The following is a 22,172-nucleotide window of genomic DNA, read 5'->3' as shown; positions in this document are numbered from 1 at the left end:
CTCATGTCAAATACTTACTATGAGGCTATTAACTGGAATGAGATTGAAGATATTATCGATAAATCAACATGGGAAAAGCTGACTGAACAATTTTGGTTAGATACCCGTATTCCTTTATCTAACGACCTAGACGACTGGCGGACTCTTTCTGAATTAGAAAAAACTACCGTAGGCCATGTTTTTGGCGGTTTAACCTTACTAGATACTGTTCAATCAGAAAGTGGGATGGAACAGCTGAGAAACGACGTTCGTACACCACACGAAGAAGCTGTTTTGAACAACATCCAATTCATGGAATCTGTCCATGCCAAAAGTTATTCATCAATCTTCAGTACGTTGAACACAAAATCAGAAATTGATGAAATCTTCGAATGGACGAATACCAATCCATACTTACAGAAAAAAGCAGAATACATTAATGAAATCTATAAAAATGGGACACCGTTAGAGAAGAAAGTGGCGAGCGTATTTTTAGAAACGTTCCTCTTCTATTCTGGTTTCTATACACCTTTATACTATTTAGGTAATAACAAGCTGCCTAACGTCGCAGAAATCATTAAATTGATCATTCGTGATGAATCCGTTCATGGCACTTATATTGGCTACAAATTCCAATTGGGCTTTAACGAATTGCCTGAAGATGAACAAGAAAAATTGAAAGATTGGATGTACGGCCTTCTTTATGAACTATATGAAAATGAAGAACGTTACACCGAAGAATTATATGATGAATTAGGCTGGACTGAAGAAGTTAAAACCTTCTTACGTTATAACGCCAACAAAGCCCTAATGAACTTAGGCATGGATCCTTTATTCCCAGATACAGCCAATGACGTGAATCCAATCGTTATGAACGGTATCTCAACTGGAACCAGCAACCATGACTTCTTCTCACAAGTCGGTAACGGTTATCTACTTGGAACCGTTGAAGCGATGAACGACTCTGACTATTTGATTGGGTTAGATTAATCGTATCAAATCTTAAAAATGTAGAACCGTAATCAAAAAGCGCCCGACCAGTTCTTACTGGTTAGGCGCTTTTTGATTGTTCAATTATTTGACTTGGCTGTTCTTTATTCGATAGACTTAAGTCAATAAAAAACCGATTCTCTTCATACCACTTGATTGTGTAGGAGGTATCGAATAAAGAATGGAGGTAATTGTCGTGTTAGCGATTGGTACACAGATAAAGAAGGTAAGAACTAAAAACCAGATGACACAGAAAGAATTGGCTGAAGTTTTAAAGACCACTCCTCAAACCATTTCAGAATGGGAAAATAATATGAGTACACCACCTGTTGAAGCACTCATAGATTTGAGCCGTCACTTCAAGCTCTCTGTGGATGAGCTCTTAGGTAATCAACAAACAGCTTTCTTCGATTCACTCCTCTCAAAAAAGCAGGAACGTAAAGAATTGATCAAAAAATTTGGCCATCAGCTGCCCGATATATTGCCAGATCAATTTAACCAGAAAGACCAGTAAACATAAGAGAACAGTAGCACCATCCACAATTGATTTATGTGAATGACGCTACTGTTTTCTTGCTCTTATTCATTAAAGGTAGAAAGGTAGCTACTCAAAATAGTCCTGATACAATGTAGTATAAGCTTCTACCTTTTGTTGGTCGAAATGAACAGATAAATGCTCCTCATTATGCACGGCAGTTTCCTGCAGTAAATAATATAAACCAAAGATTGGTTCTGTCGACTGCTCATGGTAACAAGTCGTCCCTAAAACTTCCGCTGTCATGGTACGTAAAGCTGGATTAGTAAAGAAACCACCACTCAAAGTCAGTGCACTGATTTCTCCCACCATCTCTTTCAACGTCCGAATATTCATTAATACCCCTTCAACCACCGCTCGCCTTAAGTCAGCTTTTGTATGCTTGATGGTCATATATTTAAACTCAGCAGTTAGACCGCTACGCCAGAACGGAGCCCGTTCCCCATTGACATAGGGATGAAAACGCAAGCCATTGGCGCCAATCGGTGATTGCTCTAATTGATTAGAAAGTGTTTCATAAAATTCTAGTTGATTTTCTGCCAAGGTCTTACTAGCCCACTCTAGCACGCAGCCACCATTATTAGACGGCGCACCCACAACATACATCGTTGGGCTCAGATAGTAACAGAAATTCTGACGTTCTATATCAAAAATCGCCTGCTGCGAAACTTTTCTAATCGCTGCACTTGTACCAACCGTTAAACTATTGGCCACACCCGTCGATATATAGCTTCCATAAGCCGCTAGACAGCCATCACTGGCCCCAATCGTAATATTTGTCGACTCTGGTAGTTCTAGCTCCTCAGACAGTGTTAGACGAATCATTGTTGTATAGGTAGGTTCGACTAATTGAGCTAGCGATTTTTTTGAAATATCTAGATATTCCAGAATTTCAGCATCCCAGTCTAGCTGTTCTAGATTCAACAGTCCCGTCGCAGAAGCCGTCGAATAATCCAATAGATACTCGCCCGTAAAGGCCTCCATCAACAGCTCCTTCAGTCCGAACCAGTGACTCACGTTGGGATATAGTCCTTTTTCTTTAAAGTATGAAATTTTAGCGAACGGCGACATCGTATGAATTGGCGTTCCTGTTCTTTGATAAAAATGTTTGGCTAAATCTGTTGTTCGGAATGCTTCGATTGTCTCTGTCGCTTGCGTATCTGACCAAATAAAGATTTTATCAGCCTTGCAATTTTCTACAGGCATCAAACTATGCATGGCTACACTAAAACCAATTCGTCCCACTCGTTCGCGTAATTCTGTTGGGATTTCTTTTATCCCCAGATATATAGAATCGAGTAATTCATCAGCTAGCTGATAGCGTTCACCCTGTTCACCAAAGTAAGTCGTCACTTTTCTAGCTTGTTCGTAGATAAGCTCACCCTTAAAGATAAGTCCCAACTTAACCGCCGTTGTCCCCACATCAATTCCCAAAAATACCTCATTCATCTATCGTCATCCTCAACTACTAATTGATTTTTATTCTTTATCCTCTAAATAACATAGCAAAAAGAAGGAAGCGTGTCCAATATTGATTGCTAAACTGGATTGATTTCTTAATTAAACAATCAATCCTATCTCAGTGAAAAAACGATTCATCGTGATACATCTTATCCCTAGCTCATCACATATATCTGGAATTTTTGCAGACTTACATGGATTAATCGACGTTAGGTTTGGATTTCTTTTCTCACTAGTAACAATCGTCAAATGCTCCTTCAGGGCAATCGCAATAATCCATGGATCTGCAATTGTTTCTTGTGCCCATCCTCGACTTGACTCTAGAGCCGTATCCTTGTAACAACTATTCCTACCGACACAGCTTAACACGTCTACCCATTCATGGAGATAATCTTTTTGGTTTAGAATAGGTAGTAAATAATTTAAATCAATCCAGTTGGCAAACCAAATGTCCTGATAATTTTCATCAATCACGATTTTAGGAATAACAACATTCTGATTCAGAATTGGAATAATTCCCCGCCAAAAAGAAGGAAATATATTTTCCTGATAATAACGATTATAGAAATTTATATATACGTTGGAATCTAGCAGATACTTCTCTGTCATTCTATACCACCTACCAACGATTTATACCCTTTATAACCAACACCCAAAATGCTAAAAGCCTCTGTGTAAGAAATTCTATTGTCATTTATCGCATTTTCAACATAGTTTATAAATGATTTGTCTGTTCTGAATCTCAAATTATTGTGATAGTTTCCACCTCTTGATTTTTTCACGGTTTTTATTCTTTTCCATTCAGATTTTAAGCGCTTTACTAGAATTTCATACTCGTTTTTAGTTATAAATTTAAAATCATAGAGTCTTCTTGCGATAACAAATTCACTCACTTTGAATTTTTCTGATAAATTTGGGACATTCAGCTCACGTATTTTCATTATTTCTTCTTTAGGAACCAAAATTTCAGCCGTCACTTTGTTCACAAAATACTCAACTGGACTATAATGATAATCCTTTGTTTCAATAAGTGTAAAAATTTCATTTTCATCAACGAATAAATGAACTAGCTCATGCAACAGAGTAAACTTTTTCCCATACTTACTGTCTAACTGATTAATAAAAATGATAGGTGCTTTATTGTCGCTTAGGACAAATCCTCTGAACTCATTGCTATCCAATGGTCGGTGAGAGTTATCCTTCACTTTGCCATTGAGAAAAACGAAAACACCAAGTGCGTTTATTCTTTCTCTGAGGTAGGCAAACTCCGCTTGCTGTGTTTCTTCATAGAAATTAATAGGCAAATTCAGATATCCTCTAATGGCTCTGACTACTTCCATATAATCATCACTTACAGAAAACTTCCCTATAAAATCTAGCTCATTCTCTATCTCTTCTCTTAAAAAATCCTGCTTCACTTGCATTTCCTTAATCGAATCTCTTAATTCAGGGCTAAATTCATCAATTACATCAGAATCCATCGTTCTAAACTTCAGTTCGTTTACTTCTGTTTCTACTATTCTATTCAGTAAAAGTAATCCGGTTGGTACTTTGATCAATTTAGCTATAGTAGAAATTTGGTTAAATGTTGGATCCTTTTCTCCCGCTAGAAACAACTCGATATTCGTTTCCTTTGATTTAATCATCTCTACAGGTATACGAGAATTAGTGATATGAAACTGAAGAACTTCTGGATTTATTCCTATTCGTCTAACCACCATCTAATTTCTCCTCCTTTTTCACTCGCCAAATGAATGCGGACAAAGTATAACAGTAAATATTTCATTGGTAAACTAAATTATCATTACAAATAGAAAACTTACCCTCTTCACTTCTTAATAGTCCAATAAAATGTGTCTGCAATTCCTATTCAATCAAAATTATAGCTAATAAATTTAGCAGTAGGAGTTCCTGGAATCAAAAAGTTCTGCAGTCCTTGAAGGGGAATCATGAATTACCAGCTGTGTTGTCTGTTCTACTTACCAAGATTCCAAGTAGAACGGTTTGCGTAGGTCGCTAAAAGGGAAATTGGAAATTTACCATCCTTACCCGACCTTAGCCCTTACAGCTGGTTTGAACTGATTTAGCAATGAGATCAACGTACTTTGTTGAGCTGCTTGCGACCAGACTGCGAACTTCTTTGATGGAAGGAATTCCGGATGCGACACATAGTCTCAGAGTAAATAAAAAGACTAGAAAGCCTAACTGAATAGGATTTCTAGTCTCAACATTTTCAAATGTTATTTTACAGTTACTGAAGCTCCAACTTCTTCTAAAGCAGCTTTTAATGCTTCAGCGTCATCTTTAGAGATGCCTTCTTTAACTGGTGCAGGAGCGCCATCAACTACAGCTTTAGCTTCTTTCAAGCCAAGACCAGTTGCTTCACGAACTGCTTTGATAACTTTAACTTTTTGATCTCCAGCTGCAGTTAATTCTACAGTGAATTCAGTTTGTTCTTCAGCTGCAGGACCTGCAGCAGCGCCAGCAGCAGCTACAGGAGCAGCAGCAGTTACGCCAAATTCTTCTTCAATAGCTTTTACTAAGTCGTTTAAGTCTAAGATAGTTGCTTCTTTTAGTTCAGCAACGATGTTTTCAATGTTCAATGCCATTTTGTGTTTCCTCCATTTTGAGTAAGTTATAGTTTTATTTTTTAAACAAATTCTATGCGGCGATTAAGCTGCATCGTCTTCTTTTTCTGCCACTGCTTTGACAGCGTAAGCCACGTTTCTGACTGGCGCTTGTAGTACAGATAACAACATAGAAAGAAGTCCTTCGCGGTTTGGTAGTTTAGCCAAGGCTGTAATATCTTCAACAGAAGATACTTTTCCTTCGATAATCCCACCTTTGATTTCTAATGCTTTTGCATTAGCGGCGAATCCGTCGATGATTTTTGCAGGTGCTACAACGTCTTCATTACTGAAAGCGATCGCAGTTGGTCCTGTAAATACTTCATCTAAACCGTCTAATCCGGCTTTTTTGGCAGCACGAGAAAGGATAGAATTTTTGATAACTTTCATTTCAACGCCTGCTTCACGCAATTGTTTACGTAATTCAGTAACTTCTTCCACAGTTAATCCACGGTAGTCAACGACTACTACAGATGCAGCTGCTTCGAATTTAGTAGTTACTTCATCAACGATTGCTGATTTTTTAGCAATTGCTGCTTCACTCATTTATATTTCACCTCCTGATTTTGATGGAGAGGTTCATTTGCTTTAAATAAAATTTTAAGCAAAAAAATAACCCCATGCCACCGTAGACATAGAGGGACTATTGACGTTCATCAATAAATGTCCTCGGTAGGAAATTAAGACCTAAGTCACCTACTGTCTTCGGTACAGTTAATTATTAACCTCAATCACCTTACCATAGATAAGGTGACTGAGTCAAGTTTTTTTCGTATATTAATTAGAAAGAAGCTTGATCTACATGGATTCCAGGTCCGAATGTTGTCGTAACTGAAATATTTTTCATGTATTGACCTTTAGCTGCTGATGGTTTAGCTTTCATTAATGTGTCATGGATTGTGTTGAAGTTTTCAACCAATTTAGCATCATCAAATGAAACTTTACCGATTGGTACGTGGATGTTTCCAGCTTTATCAACACGGTAAGTTACTTTACCAGCTTTTACTTCGTTGATTGCTTTTGTAACGTCCATTGTTACAGTACCAGTTTTAGGGTTAGGCATAAGTCCTTTAGGGCCTAAGACACGACCTAATTTACCAACTTCAGCCATCATGTCTGGAGTTGCTACAACTACGTCAAAGTCAAACCAGCCACCTTGGATTTTTTGAACCATGTCTGCATCGCCAACATAGTCAGCGCCAGCAGCTTCAGCTTCTTTTGCTTTTTCGCCTTTAGCAAATACTAAAACAGATTGTGTTTTACCAGTTCCGTTAGGTAAAACAACAGCTCCACGGATTTGTTGGTCCGCTTTCTTAGGATCTACGTTTAAACGGTAAGCAACTTCAACTGTTGCGTCAAATTTCGCGATATTTGTTTCCTTTGCTAAAGCAACTGCTTCTGCTACAGGATAAACTTTTGTTAATTCAACTTTTTTCAATGCATCTTGCATTTTTTTGCTCTTTTTAGCCATTTTGTTTCCTCCTTGATTGTGGTTATAACGGTTTAACCTCCCACGTATTCTATATCTTTCAATATAGATTCGACTGAGAAGCTACTTCTTTTGGGTGGCTGTTAAGTTAAGCTTAACGAGCCAAATCGATTGTAGAATTATTCTACAGTGATTCCCATGCTTCGTGCAGTTCCTTCTACCATGCGCATAGCTGCTTCAATACTTGCTGCGTTTAGGTCAGCCATTTTAAGTTCAGCAATTTCTTTTACTTGATCGCTTGAAACTTTAGCAACTTTAGTTTTGTTTGGTTCGCCTGAACCTTTTTCAACTTTTGCAGCTTTTTTCAATAATACTGCTGCTGGTGGTGTTTTTGTAATGAATGTGAATGAACGGTCTTCATATACAGAGATTACCACTGGAATAATTAAACCTGCTTGATCAGCTGTACGAGCATTGAATTCTTTAGTGAATCCCATGATGTTAATACCCGCTTGACCTAGTGCAGGACCTACTGGGGGAGCTGGAGTTGCTTTACCTGCAGGAATTTGCAATTTAACGATTTTTTCTACTTTTTTTGCCACGAGACATACCTCCTTGAGTCCGTGATGTGGTTAATTGGAGATGCATATTTCTCCTCCCACTTTCGTTTTCTATGCCAATGTAAGGCACACAAAATATAGCGTGCTTCGGTGCACACTGGTTTATTATAACAAAATTTAAACGACTTTCAACTACTTTTCATTATTTTCTTGACCTTTTCAATGATTTTCACTGATTTCTAGCATTTTAAACGCCTTATACCTACGAGTCAGAAGTTGTTTTAAAGCTTTCTAAGAACTCATCATAGGACTCTTTTTGGGCTCGTTTAAAATCAGTGCGTGTTCCTTTAGCTTTATTTGGGAGATTATTTTTCTTCTTTTTCTGGCGCTTTTTATCGGCCAAGTCGGCTTGTAAGTTACGCCGCTCTTCTGGACAAATATAAACCTCTTTTTCTGCCAGGCCAACACTTTGATTATAGAGAGCGGTAAACTTCCATTGAATATCATCGATTACTTTGGACATCGCCTCATAATTAGGCAAAAGAATGTACAGATAGTCAGGTCGCTTCTCGATTGGCGCATGGGTCCTGATTGAGACAGTCAACGGTTCTGTTAATTTTTTGGTTCGTGTTTCAAAATAAATGGAATTCGTCTTCTTGGCTCGTCTAACCTTAACAGTGGTAACAAAAGACAAACTTTTAATCCCTTGAACGATTTCTCTTTCTAGAATTTGATAATATTTATTCGGCACTTCTTTCTTCTTTGAGAAAAACTCGATTTCTTTGCAATCAATAATCATCAGTTTCCCTTCCCTTTTCGATGGGCCGCTTTTTCGCTCTCATTTCTTCAACTGCCAACTTTTTCATTTGTCTTTTTTCGCACTCATGTCTCTTTCTCAAGCAGCCTTTTTCCAGCTCATCCATTTTTCAGTTCAGTCACTTTTTCAGCTCAGTTTCTTCTACAGTTACTCTTCGGTTTTGGTACTCTTCTTTTCCATGTACTCTTCTTTTTCATTTATTAGCCATTTTCATCATCAGCTTTCCTGTCATTGCTGCCCTTCAACTATAGCACGGATTCCCTTGGTAAACTGTAAGAATCTCTTGGTTTCTCTATATTTTCGATACTCAAAATGAATGGACTGTTGATATTTTGTTATTTATTAGATAGGGCTATCATTACGCTAATTTTCTACTAATAATCGTAAAAATTCTCTTCTATTTCGTATCCTTTGTGCTACACTACAACCAGTAAGTAGTGTACGAAAAATGAAAAAACGAAGAGGTGAATCGATTGGATCAACTAAAGTATCGTAGCGTATTTGACATCATTGGACCTATCATGATTGGCCCCAGTAGTTCGCATACAGCTGGAGCCGCTCGAATCGGGAAAGTGGTGCGCAGTATTTTCGGTGAACAACCAGATTCAGTAGATATTTATCTATACGAATCATTTGCCAAGACGTATCGAGGTCACGGCACGGACATCGCCTTAGTCGGTGGATTATTAGGTATGGAACCAGATGATCCACGTTTGGCAGAGTCCTTGAAGATTGCTCACGAAGAAGACATGGAAGTTTTATTTGTTCCAAAAAAAGAAAAAGCTGAGCATCCTAACTCAGTCAAAATTCTCTTAAAAAAAGGGAATCGGACTCTTTCTGTCACAGGAATTTCGATTGGCGGTGGCAACATTCAACTTTCCGAGCTGAATGGCTTCAAGATTTCCTTGAGCATGGGCACGCCAACTTACATTATTGTCCATCAGGATGTCCCAGGAATGATTGCCAAAGTCACGGCCATTCTCTCAGAATCTGACAGCAACATTAGCACCATGACTGTTACGCGCGAATCCAAAGGGGAAAATGCGATCATGATTATCGAAGTCGATGATCCGCAAATCGGCGAGACCGTAGCAAAACTGGTGACATTACCCAACATTCATAGTGTAAATTATTTTGACTAAAGGAGACGAAAAATGTTCCTTACTATAGAAGAATTACTCCAACAAGCAACAGATTATCCTAGTGTCGCAGAGTTAATGATTGCCACTGAGATTCAAACAAGTGGCCGGACGCGCCAACAAATTATTGAATTAATGGAACAAAATTTGGTAGTCATGAAACAGTCGATTACTGACGGAGTAGCGGGTGTTTCCTCTGTCACGAAGATTACTGGTGGTGATGCCAAACGTTTAGACGATTATTTGACTACTGGTCATTTCCTGAGTGGGCAAACAATCTTAACAGCAGTCAGAAATGCGATTGCGATCAATGAAGTCAATGCCAATATGGGCTTAATTTGTGCTACGCCGACTGCCGGTAGTGCGGGCGTCGTTCCAGGTGTTCTGCTAGCTGTCCAAGAAAAATTAAACTTGACCCATCAGCAACAAATTGAGTTTCTTTTCACTGCTGGTGCCTTTGGTTTAGTGATTGCCAATAGTGCTTCCATCAGTGGTGCTGAAGGAGGTTGCCAAGCTGAGATTGGTTCCGCCAGTGCCATGGCTAGCGCTGCTCTTGTCTGCGCAAATGGTGGGACTGCTGACCAAGCAGCTCAAGCTGTTGCTATTACTTTAAAGAATATGATGGGGCTCATTTGTGACCCTGTAGCTGGATTAGTCGAAGTTCCTTGCGTCAAACGCAATGCATTAGGCTCCTCACAAGCTTTCATCTCAGCTGACATGGCCCTAGCTGGTATTAGAAGTGTTATTCCACCAGATGAAGTGATCCAAGCCATGTATCAAGTCGGCCGACAAATGCCCGCCATTTTCAAAGAAACGGCAGAGGGTGGCTTAGCTGTCACTCCCACCGCACAACGCTTAACCCAAGAATTAGTCGACAAACAATCAAATTAAATTACAGACTACGACCAAAAGATGATTCCCTAATCTTCTGATCGTAGTTTTTTTTCCCACTAGTGCCTATTCGCACTGTTTTTGAAGTTTCTAATAGAGCATCAACTATGGCTATGTCCTGTAGATTGGACGTTTCCCCTTTAAAGTCTGTATTATCTACCTGACTTATCCTCTAAAAGTTGTGCGAATGAAGGTCAGTGGAGAAAAAACTGCTATTTACTCTCTAATAAATAGTAAAATCAAAATTCGTAGAAATTGATGAATCCCGTAAACATAAGCTTCTGCGGAGAAATCTCAGAAAAATCGTCTGAAATCGAACCTATATTTCAGCTCTCCCTCTCTAAAATAAATACTCTAGCTCTTTTTTTCCACTAGTGCCTATTCGCACTGTTTTGAAGTTTCTAGTAGAGTATCAATTAAGGATATATCCTGTAAATCGTACGTTTGCCTATATTATCCACCTAACTTATCCCCTAAAAGTTGTGCGAATGAAGGTTAGTCACAGAAAATCGGCAATTTCACACCTTTTATCCAACTTTTCCTACTTCAAAATAACAAATTTTAGGATGATAAGAATCCATCCAAAGCTGTGTTTAAATTGACTGCCAAAAAACGATTTATCGATTGACGAGTAACAGCCTAAAAAAATATTTACAGAATTTATTGAAATGCTATAATAAAAAAGATAAAAATATCAGTTGTTATTGGAGGTTATCATGGAAGACGTTACTTCAAAGAAGAAAAATACAGAGGAATCAATGGGACAGTTAGTGTATGAATTTAAAAATGGCAGAGTCCTTTCCATTATTTTAGGATTGCCATTATTTTTATACAGCTGTTTTATGGTCCATCAATATCTGACAGAAGATATCATTTATATTCGTTTATATACTGGCGCAGAGGTTTCACCAGTCATTGTCATGGGCTCCGCAGCTATCAGCATGGTTGTCGGTGGATTTCTCTTAGTTAACGCTTTTCTGACAAAAGCTATCATCAAATTATACGACCGCGCGCTCATAGTAAAAGGAAAAACTATCTTTTATGAAGAGTTGGAAAATATCACCATCCGGAGAGCTAGCGTCATTCATCTTAGCATTCAAACAAAAGATGAGACAATTAAGCTTAAACTAATGGGTTTGAAACCAAAAGAAGAGCAAATGTTACTAGAACTTTTACCATAGTCTTGTGACCCTTTTATTTCGGGCAAGAAAGATTTAACCATTCGCGTACATATTTAGCCTGATTTCTGCGTGCGATTCTCGAGAGTGCTTCTCGCTTGAACCCGACTAGCCAGTCCAACAAAAAATGAGCACAACAGAAAAGCCTTCCTTGATATTTGATGGACAAATATCAAGGAAGGCTTTTTTTAATTAATCTTTCACTAGAGTCGCATATACGTGACTGGATTCCCGTGCTCCTCAATCATTTTGACCAAATCAGCAGTCCGTAACCAAACAGTCGCCGTATTATCATTTGGATGGACTCCGACTCGGCCAGCTCCCTTAGCTAACTCATCATCAATTACTAGCTGAACCTGGCCTGCATGATCGTTCAGTATCCCTAACGGGGAGACGGCGCCGGGCGTGAGCCCCATCCTTTCCGCAAGCTCTTCTGCTGACGCAAAGGATAAGGGTCTCGTCCCCTGGGCTTTTCTAAATTCCTTTAGATCAACGCGCTTTTCACCTTTGACCGTCACTAAATAATAGTTTCGCTTTTTATCATCACGAAGAAATAAATTTTTGGCATCAGCTTCCGGATACGGCAACACCAATGTACTTAATTCGGCCATGTTGTACACGGCCGGATGCTCCGTCACCTCATACCAGATTCCTCGCTGAGCCAAGTAGGCATAAATCTCAGCTTTTCCCATCATCAGCATTTTCACCCCTTATTCTTCAGACCATAAAAATTCACTGACTGCTTGATCAACCGCCGTGTTTTCATGTAATTGACTATGCTGTGCATTCTGGCCTTCAAAGATTTTCGTTTCGACAGGGTTCCCATTTTGCGCTAGCAGCGCATTAACTGCTAAAGCACTCCCCAATGGCACCGTTCCATCACTCAAATCTGTTTCACTTAATTGTCCACCAATCAATAAAACAGCGATTTGCGTTGAGACATTCCCAATAGTTTGCTGATATTCCTGGTAGCGTGCCGATTTATTCGTCGGCCCATTTGCTAATTCTTCATCTAAAACAGCTAGACTCGGCGTCTCGTCAAAGTCATTAAAAGGCGCGCCAATTGCGATAAATTTATCAACAGTTGGCAAATCCGATTCATTTCCGTAGGCCCCTAAGTATCGCAAACTACTGACGCCACCCATCGAGTGACCAACTAAATTCACCTGACTGACTTGATATTCTTCCTTCAAATATTCTAGGCTCCCCCGTAGCCATTCCGCCTGATTCCATTCATTATTTTTATTGTCTTCAAATAAAATTTGGACCATCGGATTATTCTTCTCACCCGACAATTCACCCTCCGCTGAGACTTCACCACTACTTGAAACAGTCAGTGTCAGCTCTTTAATGCCATCGCCAGAAGATTCAAGTCGCTTCAGCATCCCACCAAAGGAGCCTTTTGTACCACTATAGCCATGAATAAATAAACTCGGAGTCGCCGTTTTATTCTCTTTGTCTGATACTGTCGAAGTTGTAGGCTTTTGATTCGCCGCCTTATCCGTCGTTTTGCTCGCCCCTGTGCTACAAGCACTCAGTAAAATAAGGCCAAAAATAATTACTGCCAACGCTCTTTTTTTCATGTCTCTTCCTTCTTTCCTAGAGATCAACCTAAGCAAAGTGTACAAAAAAAACCGAGAAGTTCTCGGTTTTAGATTTTGTCTACTTGTTCAAAGTCTAATTCTGTACTTGTTTCACGACCGAACATATCAATATTTACTTTTAATTTTTGTTTTTCTTCATCGACTTCAGTTACTTGCCCTTCAAGTCCAGAGAAAGCACCTTCGATAATTTTAACCACTTCACCAACCTCAACATCTAGATCAGATTGACGAGTACTCATACCAATTGAGCGAAGGATGTGATTAATCTCTTCTTGTAATAGTGGGGCAGGTTTACTACCAGCACCGTGAGAACCAACAAAGCCGGTCACGCCTGGTGTATTTCTGACTACGTACCAAGAATCATCCGTCATCGTCATTTCTACTAACACATAACCTGGGAAAGTTTTATGGACGATTTCTTTTGTTTTTCCATTCTTAACTTCTGTTTCAGTTTCTTCAGGTACCACTACGCGGAAAATGTAGTCACCCATTCTCATACTTTGCGCACGAGATTCAATATTCGCTTTTACCTTATTTTCATAGCCGGAATACGTGTGTAGCACGTACCAATTTTTTTCAAAAGATTCCATTTTTTCGGCTCCTCATCTCATTCTAAAATAAAAAAACCTCAGTCTCCCCGAAGTTTTTCTTCTCACCCATTATAGCACCGTTGTTTAAGTTTTACTAGCTGAATCTTAAAGATATCTATACGCTTCAAGAAAATAGACACTCTGTGATTCACTACTCTTTAAACAATTATCCTAAAATCCAAGCAAATACGTTTTGAACTAATGTGTCCATGATGAAGAACATTACTGCGAAAATAATTGATGTCTCAATAACAATCAATGTATCTCTACGTAATTGTTTCCCACTAGGCCAAGTCACATTTTTCATCTCGTCTTTTACGCTACGTAAAAATTTCATAAAAAAAGTCCTCCTACTTCGTCTCTTTATGTAGTGTATATTGATTACAATACTTACAAAACTTATTGATCTCTAAACGTTCGCCCCGTTTGCCTTCGCTCACGGATTTCGTATAGTTTCGAGAGCCGCAGACAGAACATGCAAGGGCTGCTTTTTTTGTTGCCATCGGTATTCCTCCTCACTGAAGCTCGCAAATGTACCTAATAACATTAGCATGATTTTGCTCGCCTGTCAATTTCTCTTTGGCTTGTTTGGTTTTAATTGTGCCAGCTTTTAAGCTTTTCCAAACATGGCTTGTCTAAGTATGCCTTCTTTTATAGACCTATCTACACAAACCATGTTGAAAAAGTCGATTACTCTCTTGACTGGTATTCTTTTAGATAAAAATATCGATGTTCATTTTTGACGGGTGAATCTTTGATCGTTGCCAATCGTTTAAAACCGATGTTTTCATAGAATCTCGGCGCATTGAAACTCATTGTTTCTAATAATATATAGGCCACCTTATTTTCTTTAGCTAGTTCTTCAACTTTTGCAAAAAGGCTCAGACCAATGCCTTTCCCTCGTGCTTCTTCGGAAACGAAAAAACATTCAATTTGGATATGATCCCAATGTAAAAAACCAACAATTCTACCGAGGATAGTTCCCTCTTCCTCATAATAAAAGCTGATACTTTTCGATTCATTAGCTAATTCTGGCAAAATTGCTTGCGTGTAATTGTCTAGCTCTGCCAGTGTAGCCTCTCTATTTTCGTTATAGTCAATTTCTTTTATCGTCATAATTCTATGCTCCTTCATAAAAATTCACCAAAGAAAAAAAACCGGATAAAATGACTGTTTTAACTAGTCATCTTATCCGGTTTAAAATTAAGTAATTAGGTATTGCCTTAATTCATCCTCCGATGTGTAACACATCATAGCAAGTTATGATTTTACTGTCAATTATGAATTTATGATGAGTACCTGCATGGATTAATCAAATCAGGAATAAATGCATTCACTTAACTGGATCAGGATAAATGAATTTCTTGAATTAATTTGATAGGCGCACACTACGTAACTATCGGATGAAAAAGTCAGGAAAGAGCGAAAGTTTCATGAATGTTTCCCACACTCATGATAACGCAAGAAATTTAGCAAACTAAAACGAATCTGGCTACTGTTTTTTTATAAGTTATGATATGATGAACATGACAAAATACTTATGTCTTGACGGAGGGATATTTATGTTATTAAAAACGATGGTTTACAAAAAGAAGGATCTAACAACTGTCAATGAAACCAATACTTTAGAAGAAGCCTTAAAGATTCTCGAAGATTCTGGTTACCGTTGTGTCCCTATTTTAGATGAGTCCGGAAAAATTTTCCGTGGAAATATTTATAAAATGCACATCTATCGCCACAAAGCGAACGGCGGCGACATGACACTACCTGTTACACATCTCCTTAAAAATGCTACTAAGTACATCTATGTTAATACGTCATTCTTTAAAGTCTTCTTTACGATTAAGGAATTGCCTTACATTACGGTCTTAGATGACAACAATCATTTCTATGGCATCCTGACGCATAGTTCGTTATTAAATATGCTTTCTCAATCTTGGAGTATCGATAACGGTAGCTATGTCTTAACGATTGCTTCGACTGGTAAACAAGGTGATTTGGCGTTAATTTCTAAAATTATTTCAAAATACAGTAGTGTTGCTAGCTGTATTACCTTAGATATCGGTAAGGATGAGTTCATTCGTCGTACACTGATTACACTACCAGCCAATACTAGTAAGGATATCTGTGATTCAGTCGTGGAGCATTTAGAACGTAAAAGTTTTAAAGTACTTGAAATCGAAGACTTACAGAATTAAACATACGTTAAAGCTAGCATCAAAAAAACCAAACAAAAAAGACGGAAACTTGGATATCCAGGTTTCCGTCTTTTCGTTACTTATAATTTAATATAATTACGCACGCTTAGCGAAGTGCAGTCTGCTGTCTAGATAGTACATTAGTGGTGCAGAGATTGCCATAATAATAAATTCACTCGCTGCTAGAGTCCCATAAGTTCCCCAGAACGCTTCGCCACCGGTCATATTCAACATCAAAGCAATTAACGCCATGCTGACGGTAAAAGCCAACGTGTTAATAACTAAGCGCAGCTTAACATTTTTCACACGATGATACAAAAGCGCAGTTAAACCTAATGAAAGCAGCGTTTGCGCGCCTCCAAATAAGGCATCCATAGCGCCGTAGCCCCAGATCATGTTATAGAGGATTACGCCACCAAACACACCCCACATTAGCTTCCGATTAAAGACAACTACGTGATTCAGACTCTCAGAAATCCGAAACTGGATAGGGCCTGATGAAACGGGCTGCACGAGAATTGATAGCACCAGATATAATGCCATAATAATTCCGTTTACTACAATTAATCTTAACTGTTTACTACTATTTGTTTGCATAAAAACATTCCTTTCTCCTAGTTTTGATTACGCAGGAAGGTTGATGAACTGCGGTTGTCTTGCAACAATCATTAATTATAACAGATTTTCAAAAGGTTTCAATCATCCCAGCGAAAAGTCACGTAAGAGATACGCACAACTAAGTTTTTCAACTAAATTTTTGTAGCGGAATGTTTAGCAGCTAGAAAACATAAAAAAGCGGTCATTCGTTCCTTAGCTAACGACCACTTTTCTCTTAATCTACTCTGATTCTATTTTCTATTGTCTACCTATTCAACAATCTATTTGCGGATTTCTGCCAACTTTTCATCGATTAAACGTAAGACATATTCCTTCGCTAAGGGATCATCCACAAAATTATGACGGTCACCATCAATTTGAATTTTAGGACTCTCATCATATTCATCGTACCATTTATCGTACCGTAGATTTAGTTCCTTGTAGTAGTCATATAACGAAGGATCAAACGATAACTGTTCGTACTCACGCCCTCTTTTTTCGATGCGGTTAAGCATCGTTTCAAAGGAAACTTTGATATGCACTAAGAGATCTGGGTGCTTTTTCTGCGCCGCAAACGGCAATTCTTCCATCATATTGGCTAACAATTCGTCATACACTTTTACTTCTGTTGCCGTTGCCCGACCCAAATCGGCATTCAAATGAAACAGCAACGAATCCTCGTAAATCGAGCGATCCAAGACGTTGTTATCATCAACTAACGCCTGTTTGATGCTCTCAAACCGTTTATTCAAAAAATAAATTTGCAATAAAAAAGCATATTGCTCTGGATTTGCATAAAATAAAGGCAATACTTCATTATCATCGATTGATTCATAAAACGCTTGGCTGCCTAAATGCGTCGCCATCATTTCTGTCAGACTGGATTTCCCAGCTCCTATGGTACCTGCTAATACTATCACGCTCATTGCCCTCCAACTCACTTCATCATTACTTTGTCTGTCTAATAAAAATCCAACGAATACACTATACTCTCTCTTGTAATTCACGTCAATCTCGATAGGCAAAGACTCATCTGTTTCTCAAAAATCCTTTAAGAAAATCACAAATTTTCATAAAAGTACCTAAGTTTAATTTACTTCTAACCCATTCACAGATAAAATGAATAGGTCAAGTCTCCTTCTATTTAATGGGGCTAAAGATAACGGTTGAACAAGTGGTTACTTATTTTCACTCTTCCATACCCATCCGTCTCATGTATAACAGTCTCTGAAAAGGCGTCCATATAGAAATAGGCAGCGTTCATCTAGCTGCAGCAAACTCTTCGGCGTCCATTTCAGACTCATTTTTTTTGCTAAAATCACTTGAAATTCAAGGCAAGTTCTAACTTTTAGTGAATTTTGCTTGGTTTTCAGTAAATATCGTGTAAAATAGAATAGGATTTTATTCGTTAAAGGAGCTACATCAAATGAAAACTATTGGCTACGGAAAAGCGAACGGAAAGATTATCCTGATGGGCGAACATGCAGTTGTATACGGTGAACCGGCCATCGCCTTTCCTTTTCTAGCAACTAAGATTACCGCAACAATTCAATCATGCGATTCTTTTCTGTTACATTGTTCCTATTACAAGGGTTCATTGGAAGACGCCCCTGAAACGTTAAATAGTATCAAAGTATTAATCAATCACTTACAAACAGAATATGCTACTGGTCCTTTACTAGCAACTATCGAAAGTACCATTCCTGCTGAACGTGGCATGGGCTCAAGTGCCGCTGTAGCAGTAGCGTTGACGCGCGCTTTTTTTGACTTCATAGACCAGCCATTAGCACAAGAAACCTTACTCAGCTATGTTGAGCAGTCAGAACGAATTGCTCATGGAAATCCTAGTGGCATTGATGCTGCGGCAACCAGTGGACAGGACCCGATTTATTTCACAAAAGGCCATCCATTCAACTTCTTTCCTTTAAATATCGATGCCTTTTTAGTCGTCGCAGACACTGGCGTCAAGGGGCAAACGAGAGCAGCGGTCAAAGATGTAGCAAACTTAGTTTCAAGTAATGATGGCCAAGAAATCATGCGCCACATTCATCTACTAGGTGCACTTTCTAAAGAAGCCAAAGAAGCCATCAGCGAAAACCAAGTCCAACGATTGGCAGATATTATGAATGAAGCACAACAGCATTTAACGAAATTAACCGTTAGCAATCAATTATTAGATCAACTCATTCAGACAGCCCTAGCGACTGGCGCTCTCGGCGCTAAACTGACAGGCGGCGGTCGTGGCGGGTGTATGATTGCCTTAACCAAAACAAAAAAAGAAGCACAAGTGGTCAGTCAAGCACTAGAAAAACAAGGTGCTGTCGCTACTTGGATTCAAGGATTAGGAGTACATACCTATGCATAAAGGTCGCGCACGCGCATATACAAACATCGCTCTAATTAAGTATTGGGGAAAAAAGGATGAAACCTTGATTCTACCTATGAATAACAGTTTATCGTTGACGCTCAATGCGTTTTATACTGAAACCGAAGTTATTTTCGATGAAACCTACACACAGGATAGCTTTTATCTGGACGGCGAACTTCAGGATGCAAAAGCAACTAGCAAAGTCAGCCAATTTCTTGATATCGTTCGTCAGTTATCAGAAGAAAAAAGCTATGCGCAAGTCACCAGTAAAAATTTTGTACCCACAGCTGCAGGTTTAGCATCCTCAGCAAGTGGTCTAGCGGCGCTCGCTGCAGCCTGCAACGAAGCGTTAGATTTACAACTTTCTGATAGAGCTCTCTCGCGCTTGGCTCGTCGCGGTTCTGGTTCAGCTTGTCGCAGTATTTTTGGTGGGTTTGTCGAATGGGAACAAGGTACAGATGATGCTAGTTCTTATGCACAACCGCTGAATTCAGATGACTGGACTGACGATTTAGCGATGCTCTTTATTTTAGTCAATGATCAGCAAAAAGATATTTCTAGTCGCGATGGTATGAAACGAACGGTTGAGACGTCAAGTTTCTATCCCGGCTGGCTAGAAGAAGTTCCTAAAGATTTAGCGATCGCTAAAAAAGCCATCAGCGAAAAAGATTTTACTACTTTGGGAACCGTCACAGAAGCTAACTGCTTAAAAATGCATGGCACAACCCTAGCAGCTGTTCCACCCTTCACCTATTGGTCACCCGATAGCCTTAAAGCAATGCAAGCTGTGCGCAGCTTACGCTCAGCAGGTATCGAATGCTACTTTACAATGGATGCTGGACCGAACGTTAAATTACTAATTGAAAAGAAAAACTTAGCTCAGGCTCAGGCCTATCTTGAAACACTATTTGATTCTGCACAACTGGTATCGGCTTTCGCTGGTCCTGGAATCGAAATCTTAAAATAAAGGAAGTTTAATCATGATCGAAGTAACTGCACCTGGAAAATTATATATTGCTGGTGAATATGCCGTTGTCGAAACCGGGCATCCGGCGATTATCGTTGCCGTAGATCAATTTGTTACGGTGACTATGAATGCGGCTAGAAAAATTGGCAGCATCCAGTCGACACAATATAGTGACTTACCGATTCGTTGGACAAGAAGAAATGGTGAGCTGGTCTTAGACATTCGTGAAAATCCTTTTCACTACATTCTCGCAGCCATTCGACTAACTGAAAAATATGCACAGGAAAAGAACGTTCTACTTTCCTTTTATGATTTAAAAGTAACCAGTGAATTAGACAGCTCAAACGGTCGCAAATACGGATTGGGCTCAAGTGGCGCTGTCACCGTGGCAACGATCAAAGCCTTAAATGAATTCTACGGCTTAGAGTTAGATCTATTAGAAATCTTCAAGCTAGCTGCCCTAGCTCACCTAGAAGTTCAAGGAAACGGCTCTTGTGGTGACATCGCGGCAAGTTGCTACGGTGGTTGGTTGGCTTTTTCAACCTTTGATCACCAATGGATCCATCAACAAAATAATTGTTCCGTTACACAGCTACTACAAATGGACTGGCCAGGTCTACTGATTCAACCGTTAGAAGCACCTAAAGACTTACGCTTAATTATCGGTTGGACAGGCAGCCCAGCCTCCACTTCCGACCTGGTTGATCAGGTCCATCAATCAAAAGAACAACAGCAGACAAGGTACCAAGAATTTCTTGCTGAAAGCAAAAAATGCGTTGAGCAAATTATTCAAGGATTTTTAACTGATGATGTCCCATTAATCCAACAAATGATTCGAAAAAATCGCCAGTTACTTAATGAACTTTCTCACTTAACTGGTGTAACCATCGAAACAACTGCCCTAAAAGAACTTTGTGAGTTAGCCGAATCATTTGATGGAGCTGCTAAATCATCAGGTGCGGGTGGCGGCGATTGTGGGATTGTCTTATTCAATCAAAAATCAGGAATCCTACCTTTGATGAGCGCCTGGGAAAAAGCTGAAATTACTCCCTTGCCTCTGCATGTCTATACTCGTTGTAGAAAGGAAGCCAAATGAACCGAAAAGATGAACATGTTTCATTAGCCAAAGCTTTCCATAAAGAGCAAGCAAATGACTTTGATAGCATCCGTCTTATCCATTCTTCCTTACCTGAATTAGCGCTGGATGAGGTTGATTTATCCACTGACTTATTTCAGTACACGCTGACTAGTCCCTTCTATATCAATGCCATGACTGGTGGCAGCGAAAAAACTAAGGAGATTAATCGCCAACTAGCAATTATCGCGAAAGAAACAGATTTATTAATCACTACAGGCTCTGTCAGTGCAGCACTCAAAGACCCACAGCTGGTTGATTCCTATCGTGTCATGCGAGAAGAATTTCCCAACGGAAAAATACTCGTCAATATTGGCGGCGGTGTTTCTGTCGAAAATGCTCAGCGCGCCGTTGACCTATTTGAGACTGATGGCCTCCAAATCCATCTAAATGCGCCACAAGAACTGGTGATGCCTGAGGGCGATCGCAACTTTCATGACTGGTTAATAGAGATTGAAAAAATTAATCACCAACTCAATGTCCCTATTTTAGTCAAAGAAGTCGGCTTCGGTATGACACGCGAAACCATCCGCGCGCTCCTTTCTGTCGGCATTCAAACGATTGATGTCAGCGGTCAAGGTGGCACAAGCTTTACCCAAATAGAAAATGCTCGTCGAAAAAAACGTGAATTTGCCTATCTAAGTGATTGGGGTCAATCCACAGTTATCTCATTACTAGAAGCCAATGAACTGAGTAGAAATTTCCAAAAAGTCGCTTCTGGCGGGATTCGTGATGCCTATGATATTTTCAAGGCGCTCTGCTTAGGAGCTGATGCAGTCGGCGTCTCAGGCACTATTTTGAACTCGCTGCTCACCGACGGAACTGACAAAACTATTGACTTAATTCGCCGTTGGCAAGAAGAGCTACGCGTGCTTTATACCATGACTGGTCATCGGAGCACAGCCGAGCTTAAAAATCATCCATTAATTCTTACCGGCTATCCGAAAGATTGGTGTGAGGCTAGAAATATCGACATCACTCAGTATGGACTTCGGAACTTATAAACTATAAAAAACAGGAACCCTACGCTTAGATGAATCATCCAAGCATAAGGTTCCTGTTTTTTATTGAGCCAAAAATTTAATGCGCACGAATTCCTGTAGATAA

At 39.3% G+C, this 22,172-nt stretch carries 27 protein-coding genes and 1 other annotated feature; of the genes, 10 read left to right on the top strand and 17 right to left on the bottom strand.

Translation table 11 applies throughout. From position 1 onward, the window contains the following. The first annotated feature begins 3 nt into the window (after positions 1 to 3). Complete coding sequence (gene nrdF, locus BAU15_RS02730; protein WP_161841204.1) at positions 4 to 969, top strand: class 1b ribonucleoside-diphosphate reductase subunit beta; 966 nt, start codon at positions 4 to 6, stop codon at positions 967 to 969. 196 nt (positions 970 to 1,165) lie between these two features. Further along, positions 1,166 to 1,483, top strand: coding sequence for a helix-turn-helix domain-containing protein (locus tag BAU15_RS02725; protein WP_161841203.1), 318 nt, complete (start codon positions 1,166 to 1,168; stop codon positions 1,481 to 1,483). A 90-nt stretch (positions 1,484 to 1,573) separates the two neighbouring features. Here the strand turns inward: BAU15_RS02725 and BAU15_RS02720 are convergent, their stop codons facing one another. The 9 genes from BAU15_RS02720 to BAU15_RS15835 all read right to left on the bottom strand — a co-directional run bounded on the left by BAU15_RS02720 (position 1,574) and on the right by BAU15_RS15835 (position 8,504). After that, the gene (locus BAU15_RS02720) at positions 1,574 to 2,953 is read right to left on the bottom strand and encodes a gluconokinase (RefSeq protein WP_161841202.1); all 1,380 of its coding nucleotides are present in this window, start codon (positions 2,951 to 2,953) and stop codon (positions 1,574 to 1,576) included. Between the two features lie 111 nt (positions 2,954 to 3,064). Then, positions 3,065 to 3,574, bottom strand: coding sequence for a DUF4411 family protein (locus tag BAU15_RS02715; RefSeq protein ID WP_161841201.1), 510 nt, complete (start codon positions 3,572 to 3,574; stop codon positions 3,065 to 3,067). Further along, on the bottom strand, positions 3,571 to 4,686 hold the full coding sequence (locus tag BAU15_RS02710; RefSeq protein WP_161841200.1) for an ImmA/IrrE family metallo-endopeptidase: 1,116 nt from the start codon (positions 4,684 to 4,686) through the stop codon (positions 3,571 to 3,573). The genes BAU15_RS02715 and BAU15_RS02710 overlap by 4 nt, the downstream gene beginning before the upstream one ends. A 519-nt stretch (positions 4,687 to 5,205) precedes the next feature. Further along, positions 5,206 to 5,574 carry a 50S ribosomal protein L7/L12 gene (rplL, locus tag BAU15_RS02705; protein WP_010769564.1) on the bottom strand — a complete coding sequence of 123 codons (369 nt, stop codon included), beginning with the start codon at positions 5,572 to 5,574 and terminating at the stop codon, positions 5,206 to 5,208. Between the two features lie 63 nt (positions 5,575 to 5,637). Next, the gene (gene rplJ, locus BAU15_RS02700; protein ID WP_161841199.1) at positions 5,638 to 6,138 is read right to left on the bottom strand and encodes a 50S ribosomal protein L10; all 501 of its coding nucleotides are present in this window, start codon (positions 6,136 to 6,138) and stop codon (positions 5,638 to 5,640) included. A gap of 54 nt (positions 6,139 to 6,192) precedes the next feature. Beyond that, positions 6,193 to 6,319: a sequence feature (ribosomal protein L10 leader region), on the bottom strand. 54 nt (positions 6,320 to 6,373) lie between these two features. Further along, the gene (gene rplA, locus BAU15_RS02695) at positions 6,374 to 7,063 is read right to left on the bottom strand and encodes a 50S ribosomal protein L1 (protein WP_161841198.1); all 690 of its coding nucleotides are present in this window, start codon (positions 7,061 to 7,063) and stop codon (positions 6,374 to 6,376) included. A 137-nt stretch (positions 7,064 to 7,200) separates the two neighbouring features. Beyond that, complete coding sequence (rplK, locus tag BAU15_RS02690) at positions 7,201 to 7,623, bottom strand: 50S ribosomal protein L11 (RefSeq protein WP_161841197.1); 423 nt, start codon at positions 7,621 to 7,623, stop codon at positions 7,201 to 7,203. A gap of 220 nt (positions 7,624 to 7,843) precedes the next feature. Continuing rightward, positions 7,844 to 8,380 (bottom strand): hypothetical protein, encoded by a 537-nt coding sequence (locus BAU15_RS02685; RefSeq protein ID WP_161841196.1) that lies wholly within the window; start codon positions 8,378 to 8,380, stop codon positions 7,844 to 7,846. Then, complete coding sequence (locus BAU15_RS15835) at positions 8,370 to 8,504, bottom strand: hypothetical protein (protein ID WP_272927905.1); 135 nt, start codon at positions 8,502 to 8,504, stop codon at positions 8,370 to 8,372. Before BAU15_RS15835 ends, BAU15_RS02685 begins: the two co-directional genes overlap by 11 nt. A 367-nt stretch (positions 8,505 to 8,871) precedes the next feature. Between BAU15_RS15835 and sdaAB the strand changes: the two genes are divergently transcribed. From sdaAB to BAU15_RS02670, 3 genes are all read left to right on the top strand, one after another. Next, positions 8,872 to 9,540, top strand: coding sequence for an L-serine ammonia-lyase, iron-sulfur-dependent subunit beta (gene sdaAB, locus BAU15_RS02680; protein WP_161841195.1), 669 nt, complete (start codon positions 8,872 to 8,874; stop codon positions 9,538 to 9,540). Between the two features lie 12 nt (positions 9,541 to 9,552). Then, positions 9,553 to 10,428, top strand: a complete 876-nt coding sequence (sdaAA, locus tag BAU15_RS02675; protein ID WP_161841194.1) for an L-serine ammonia-lyase, iron-sulfur-dependent, subunit alpha — start codon at positions 9,553 to 9,555, stop codon at positions 10,426 to 10,428. 716 nt (positions 10,429 to 11,144) lie between these two features. Next, complete coding sequence (locus BAU15_RS02670) at positions 11,145 to 11,609, top strand: hypothetical protein (RefSeq protein WP_161841193.1); 465 nt, start codon at positions 11,145 to 11,147, stop codon at positions 11,607 to 11,609. A gap of 200 nt (positions 11,610 to 11,809) precedes the next feature. On the opposite strand, the gene BAU15_RS02665 is transcribed toward BAU15_RS02670, so the two are convergent. The 6 genes from BAU15_RS02665 to BAU15_RS02640 form a co-directional block, all read right to left on the bottom strand. Further along, the gene (locus BAU15_RS02665) at positions 11,810 to 12,298 is read right to left on the bottom strand and encodes a prolyl-tRNA synthetase associated domain-containing protein (protein ID WP_161841293.1); all 489 of its coding nucleotides are present in this window, start codon (positions 12,296 to 12,298) and stop codon (positions 11,810 to 11,812) included. Positions 12,299 to 12,316: 18 nt separating this feature from the next. After that, entirely contained in the window at positions 12,317 to 13,189 is an 873-nt protein-coding gene (locus BAU15_RS02660) for an alpha/beta fold hydrolase (protein WP_161841192.1), read from the bottom strand. Positions 13,190 to 13,257: 68 nt separating this feature from the next. Continuing rightward, positions 13,258 to 13,800: a transcription termination/antitermination protein NusG gene (gene nusG, locus BAU15_RS02655; protein ID WP_161841191.1), complete on the bottom strand. Its 543-nt coding sequence runs from the start codon at positions 13,798 to 13,800 to the stop codon at positions 13,258 to 13,260. 166 nt (positions 13,801 to 13,966) lie between these two features. After that, on the bottom strand, positions 13,967 to 14,137 hold the full coding sequence (gene secE / locus BAU15_RS02650; RefSeq protein WP_161841190.1) for a preprotein translocase subunit SecE: 171 nt from the start codon (positions 14,135 to 14,137) through the stop codon (positions 13,967 to 13,969). A 13-nt stretch (positions 14,138 to 14,150) separates the two neighbouring features. Further along, a complete protein-coding gene (rpmG, locus tag BAU15_RS02645; RefSeq protein ID WP_161841189.1) occupies positions 14,151 to 14,303 on the bottom strand; it encodes a 50S ribosomal protein L33 in 153 nt (50 codons plus the stop codon). A gap of 187 nt (positions 14,304 to 14,490) precedes the next feature. Next, positions 14,491 to 14,916 (bottom strand): GNAT family N-acetyltransferase, encoded by a 426-nt coding sequence (locus tag BAU15_RS02640; protein ID WP_161841188.1) that lies wholly within the window; start codon positions 14,914 to 14,916, stop codon positions 14,491 to 14,493. Between the two features lie 446 nt (positions 14,917 to 15,362). Here BAU15_RS02640 and cbpA point away from each other — a divergent pair, with 446 nt between their 5' ends. Then, complete coding sequence (cbpA, locus tag BAU15_RS02635) at positions 15,363 to 15,998, top strand: cyclic di-AMP binding protein CbpA (protein ID WP_161841187.1); 636 nt, start codon at positions 15,363 to 15,365, stop codon at positions 15,996 to 15,998. A 96-nt stretch (positions 15,999 to 16,094) separates the two neighbouring features. On the opposite strand, the gene BAU15_RS02630 is transcribed toward cbpA, so the two are convergent. Further along, complete coding sequence (locus BAU15_RS02630) at positions 16,095 to 16,595, bottom strand: QueT transporter family protein (RefSeq protein WP_161841186.1); 501 nt, start codon at positions 16,593 to 16,595, stop codon at positions 16,095 to 16,097. A gap of 281 nt (positions 16,596 to 16,876) precedes the next feature. Beyond that, positions 16,877 to 17,521 carry a deoxynucleoside kinase gene (locus BAU15_RS02625; protein WP_202622701.1) on the bottom strand — a complete coding sequence of 215 codons (645 nt, stop codon included), beginning with the start codon at positions 17,519 to 17,521 and terminating at the stop codon, positions 16,877 to 16,879. Between the two features lie 500 nt (positions 17,522 to 18,021). On the opposite strand from BAU15_RS02625, the gene mvk reads away from it, so the two are divergent. The 4 genes from mvk to fni are packed head-to-tail and all read left to right on the top strand — an operon-like array spanning position 18,022 to position 22,069. Beyond that, positions 18,022 to 18,960 (top strand): mevalonate kinase, encoded by a 939-nt coding sequence (gene mvk / locus BAU15_RS02620; RefSeq protein WP_161841184.1) that lies wholly within the window; start codon positions 18,022 to 18,024, stop codon positions 18,958 to 18,960. After that, the gene (gene mvaD, locus BAU15_RS02615) at positions 18,953 to 19,930 is read left to right on the top strand and encodes a diphosphomevalonate decarboxylase (RefSeq protein WP_161841183.1); all 978 of its coding nucleotides are present in this window, start codon (positions 18,953 to 18,955) and stop codon (positions 19,928 to 19,930) included. The genes mvk and mvaD overlap by 8 nt, the downstream gene beginning before the upstream one ends. 13 nt (positions 19,931 to 19,943) lie before the next feature. Further along, on the top strand, positions 19,944 to 21,026 hold the full coding sequence (locus BAU15_RS02610; RefSeq protein ID WP_161841182.1) for a phosphomevalonate kinase: 1,083 nt from the start codon (positions 19,944 to 19,946) through the stop codon (positions 21,024 to 21,026). Continuing rightward, on the top strand, positions 21,023 to 22,069 hold the full coding sequence (gene fni / locus BAU15_RS02605) for a type 2 isopentenyl-diphosphate Delta-isomerase (protein ID WP_161841181.1): 1,047 nt from the start codon (positions 21,023 to 21,025) through the stop codon (positions 22,067 to 22,069). Before BAU15_RS02610 ends, fni begins: the two co-directional genes overlap by 4 nt. The last annotated feature ends 103 nt before the right edge of the window (positions 22,070 to 22,172 follow it).

This window comes from Candidatus Enterococcus huntleyi, assembly GCF_009933175.1.
GTDB classification, from domain to species: domain Bacteria; phylum Bacillota; class Bacilli; order Lactobacillales; family Enterococcaceae; genus Enterococcus_K; species Enterococcus_K huntleyi.
Note: the sequence above shows the minus strand (reverse complement) of the source record. Positions and strands in the feature narration are given on the sequence as shown.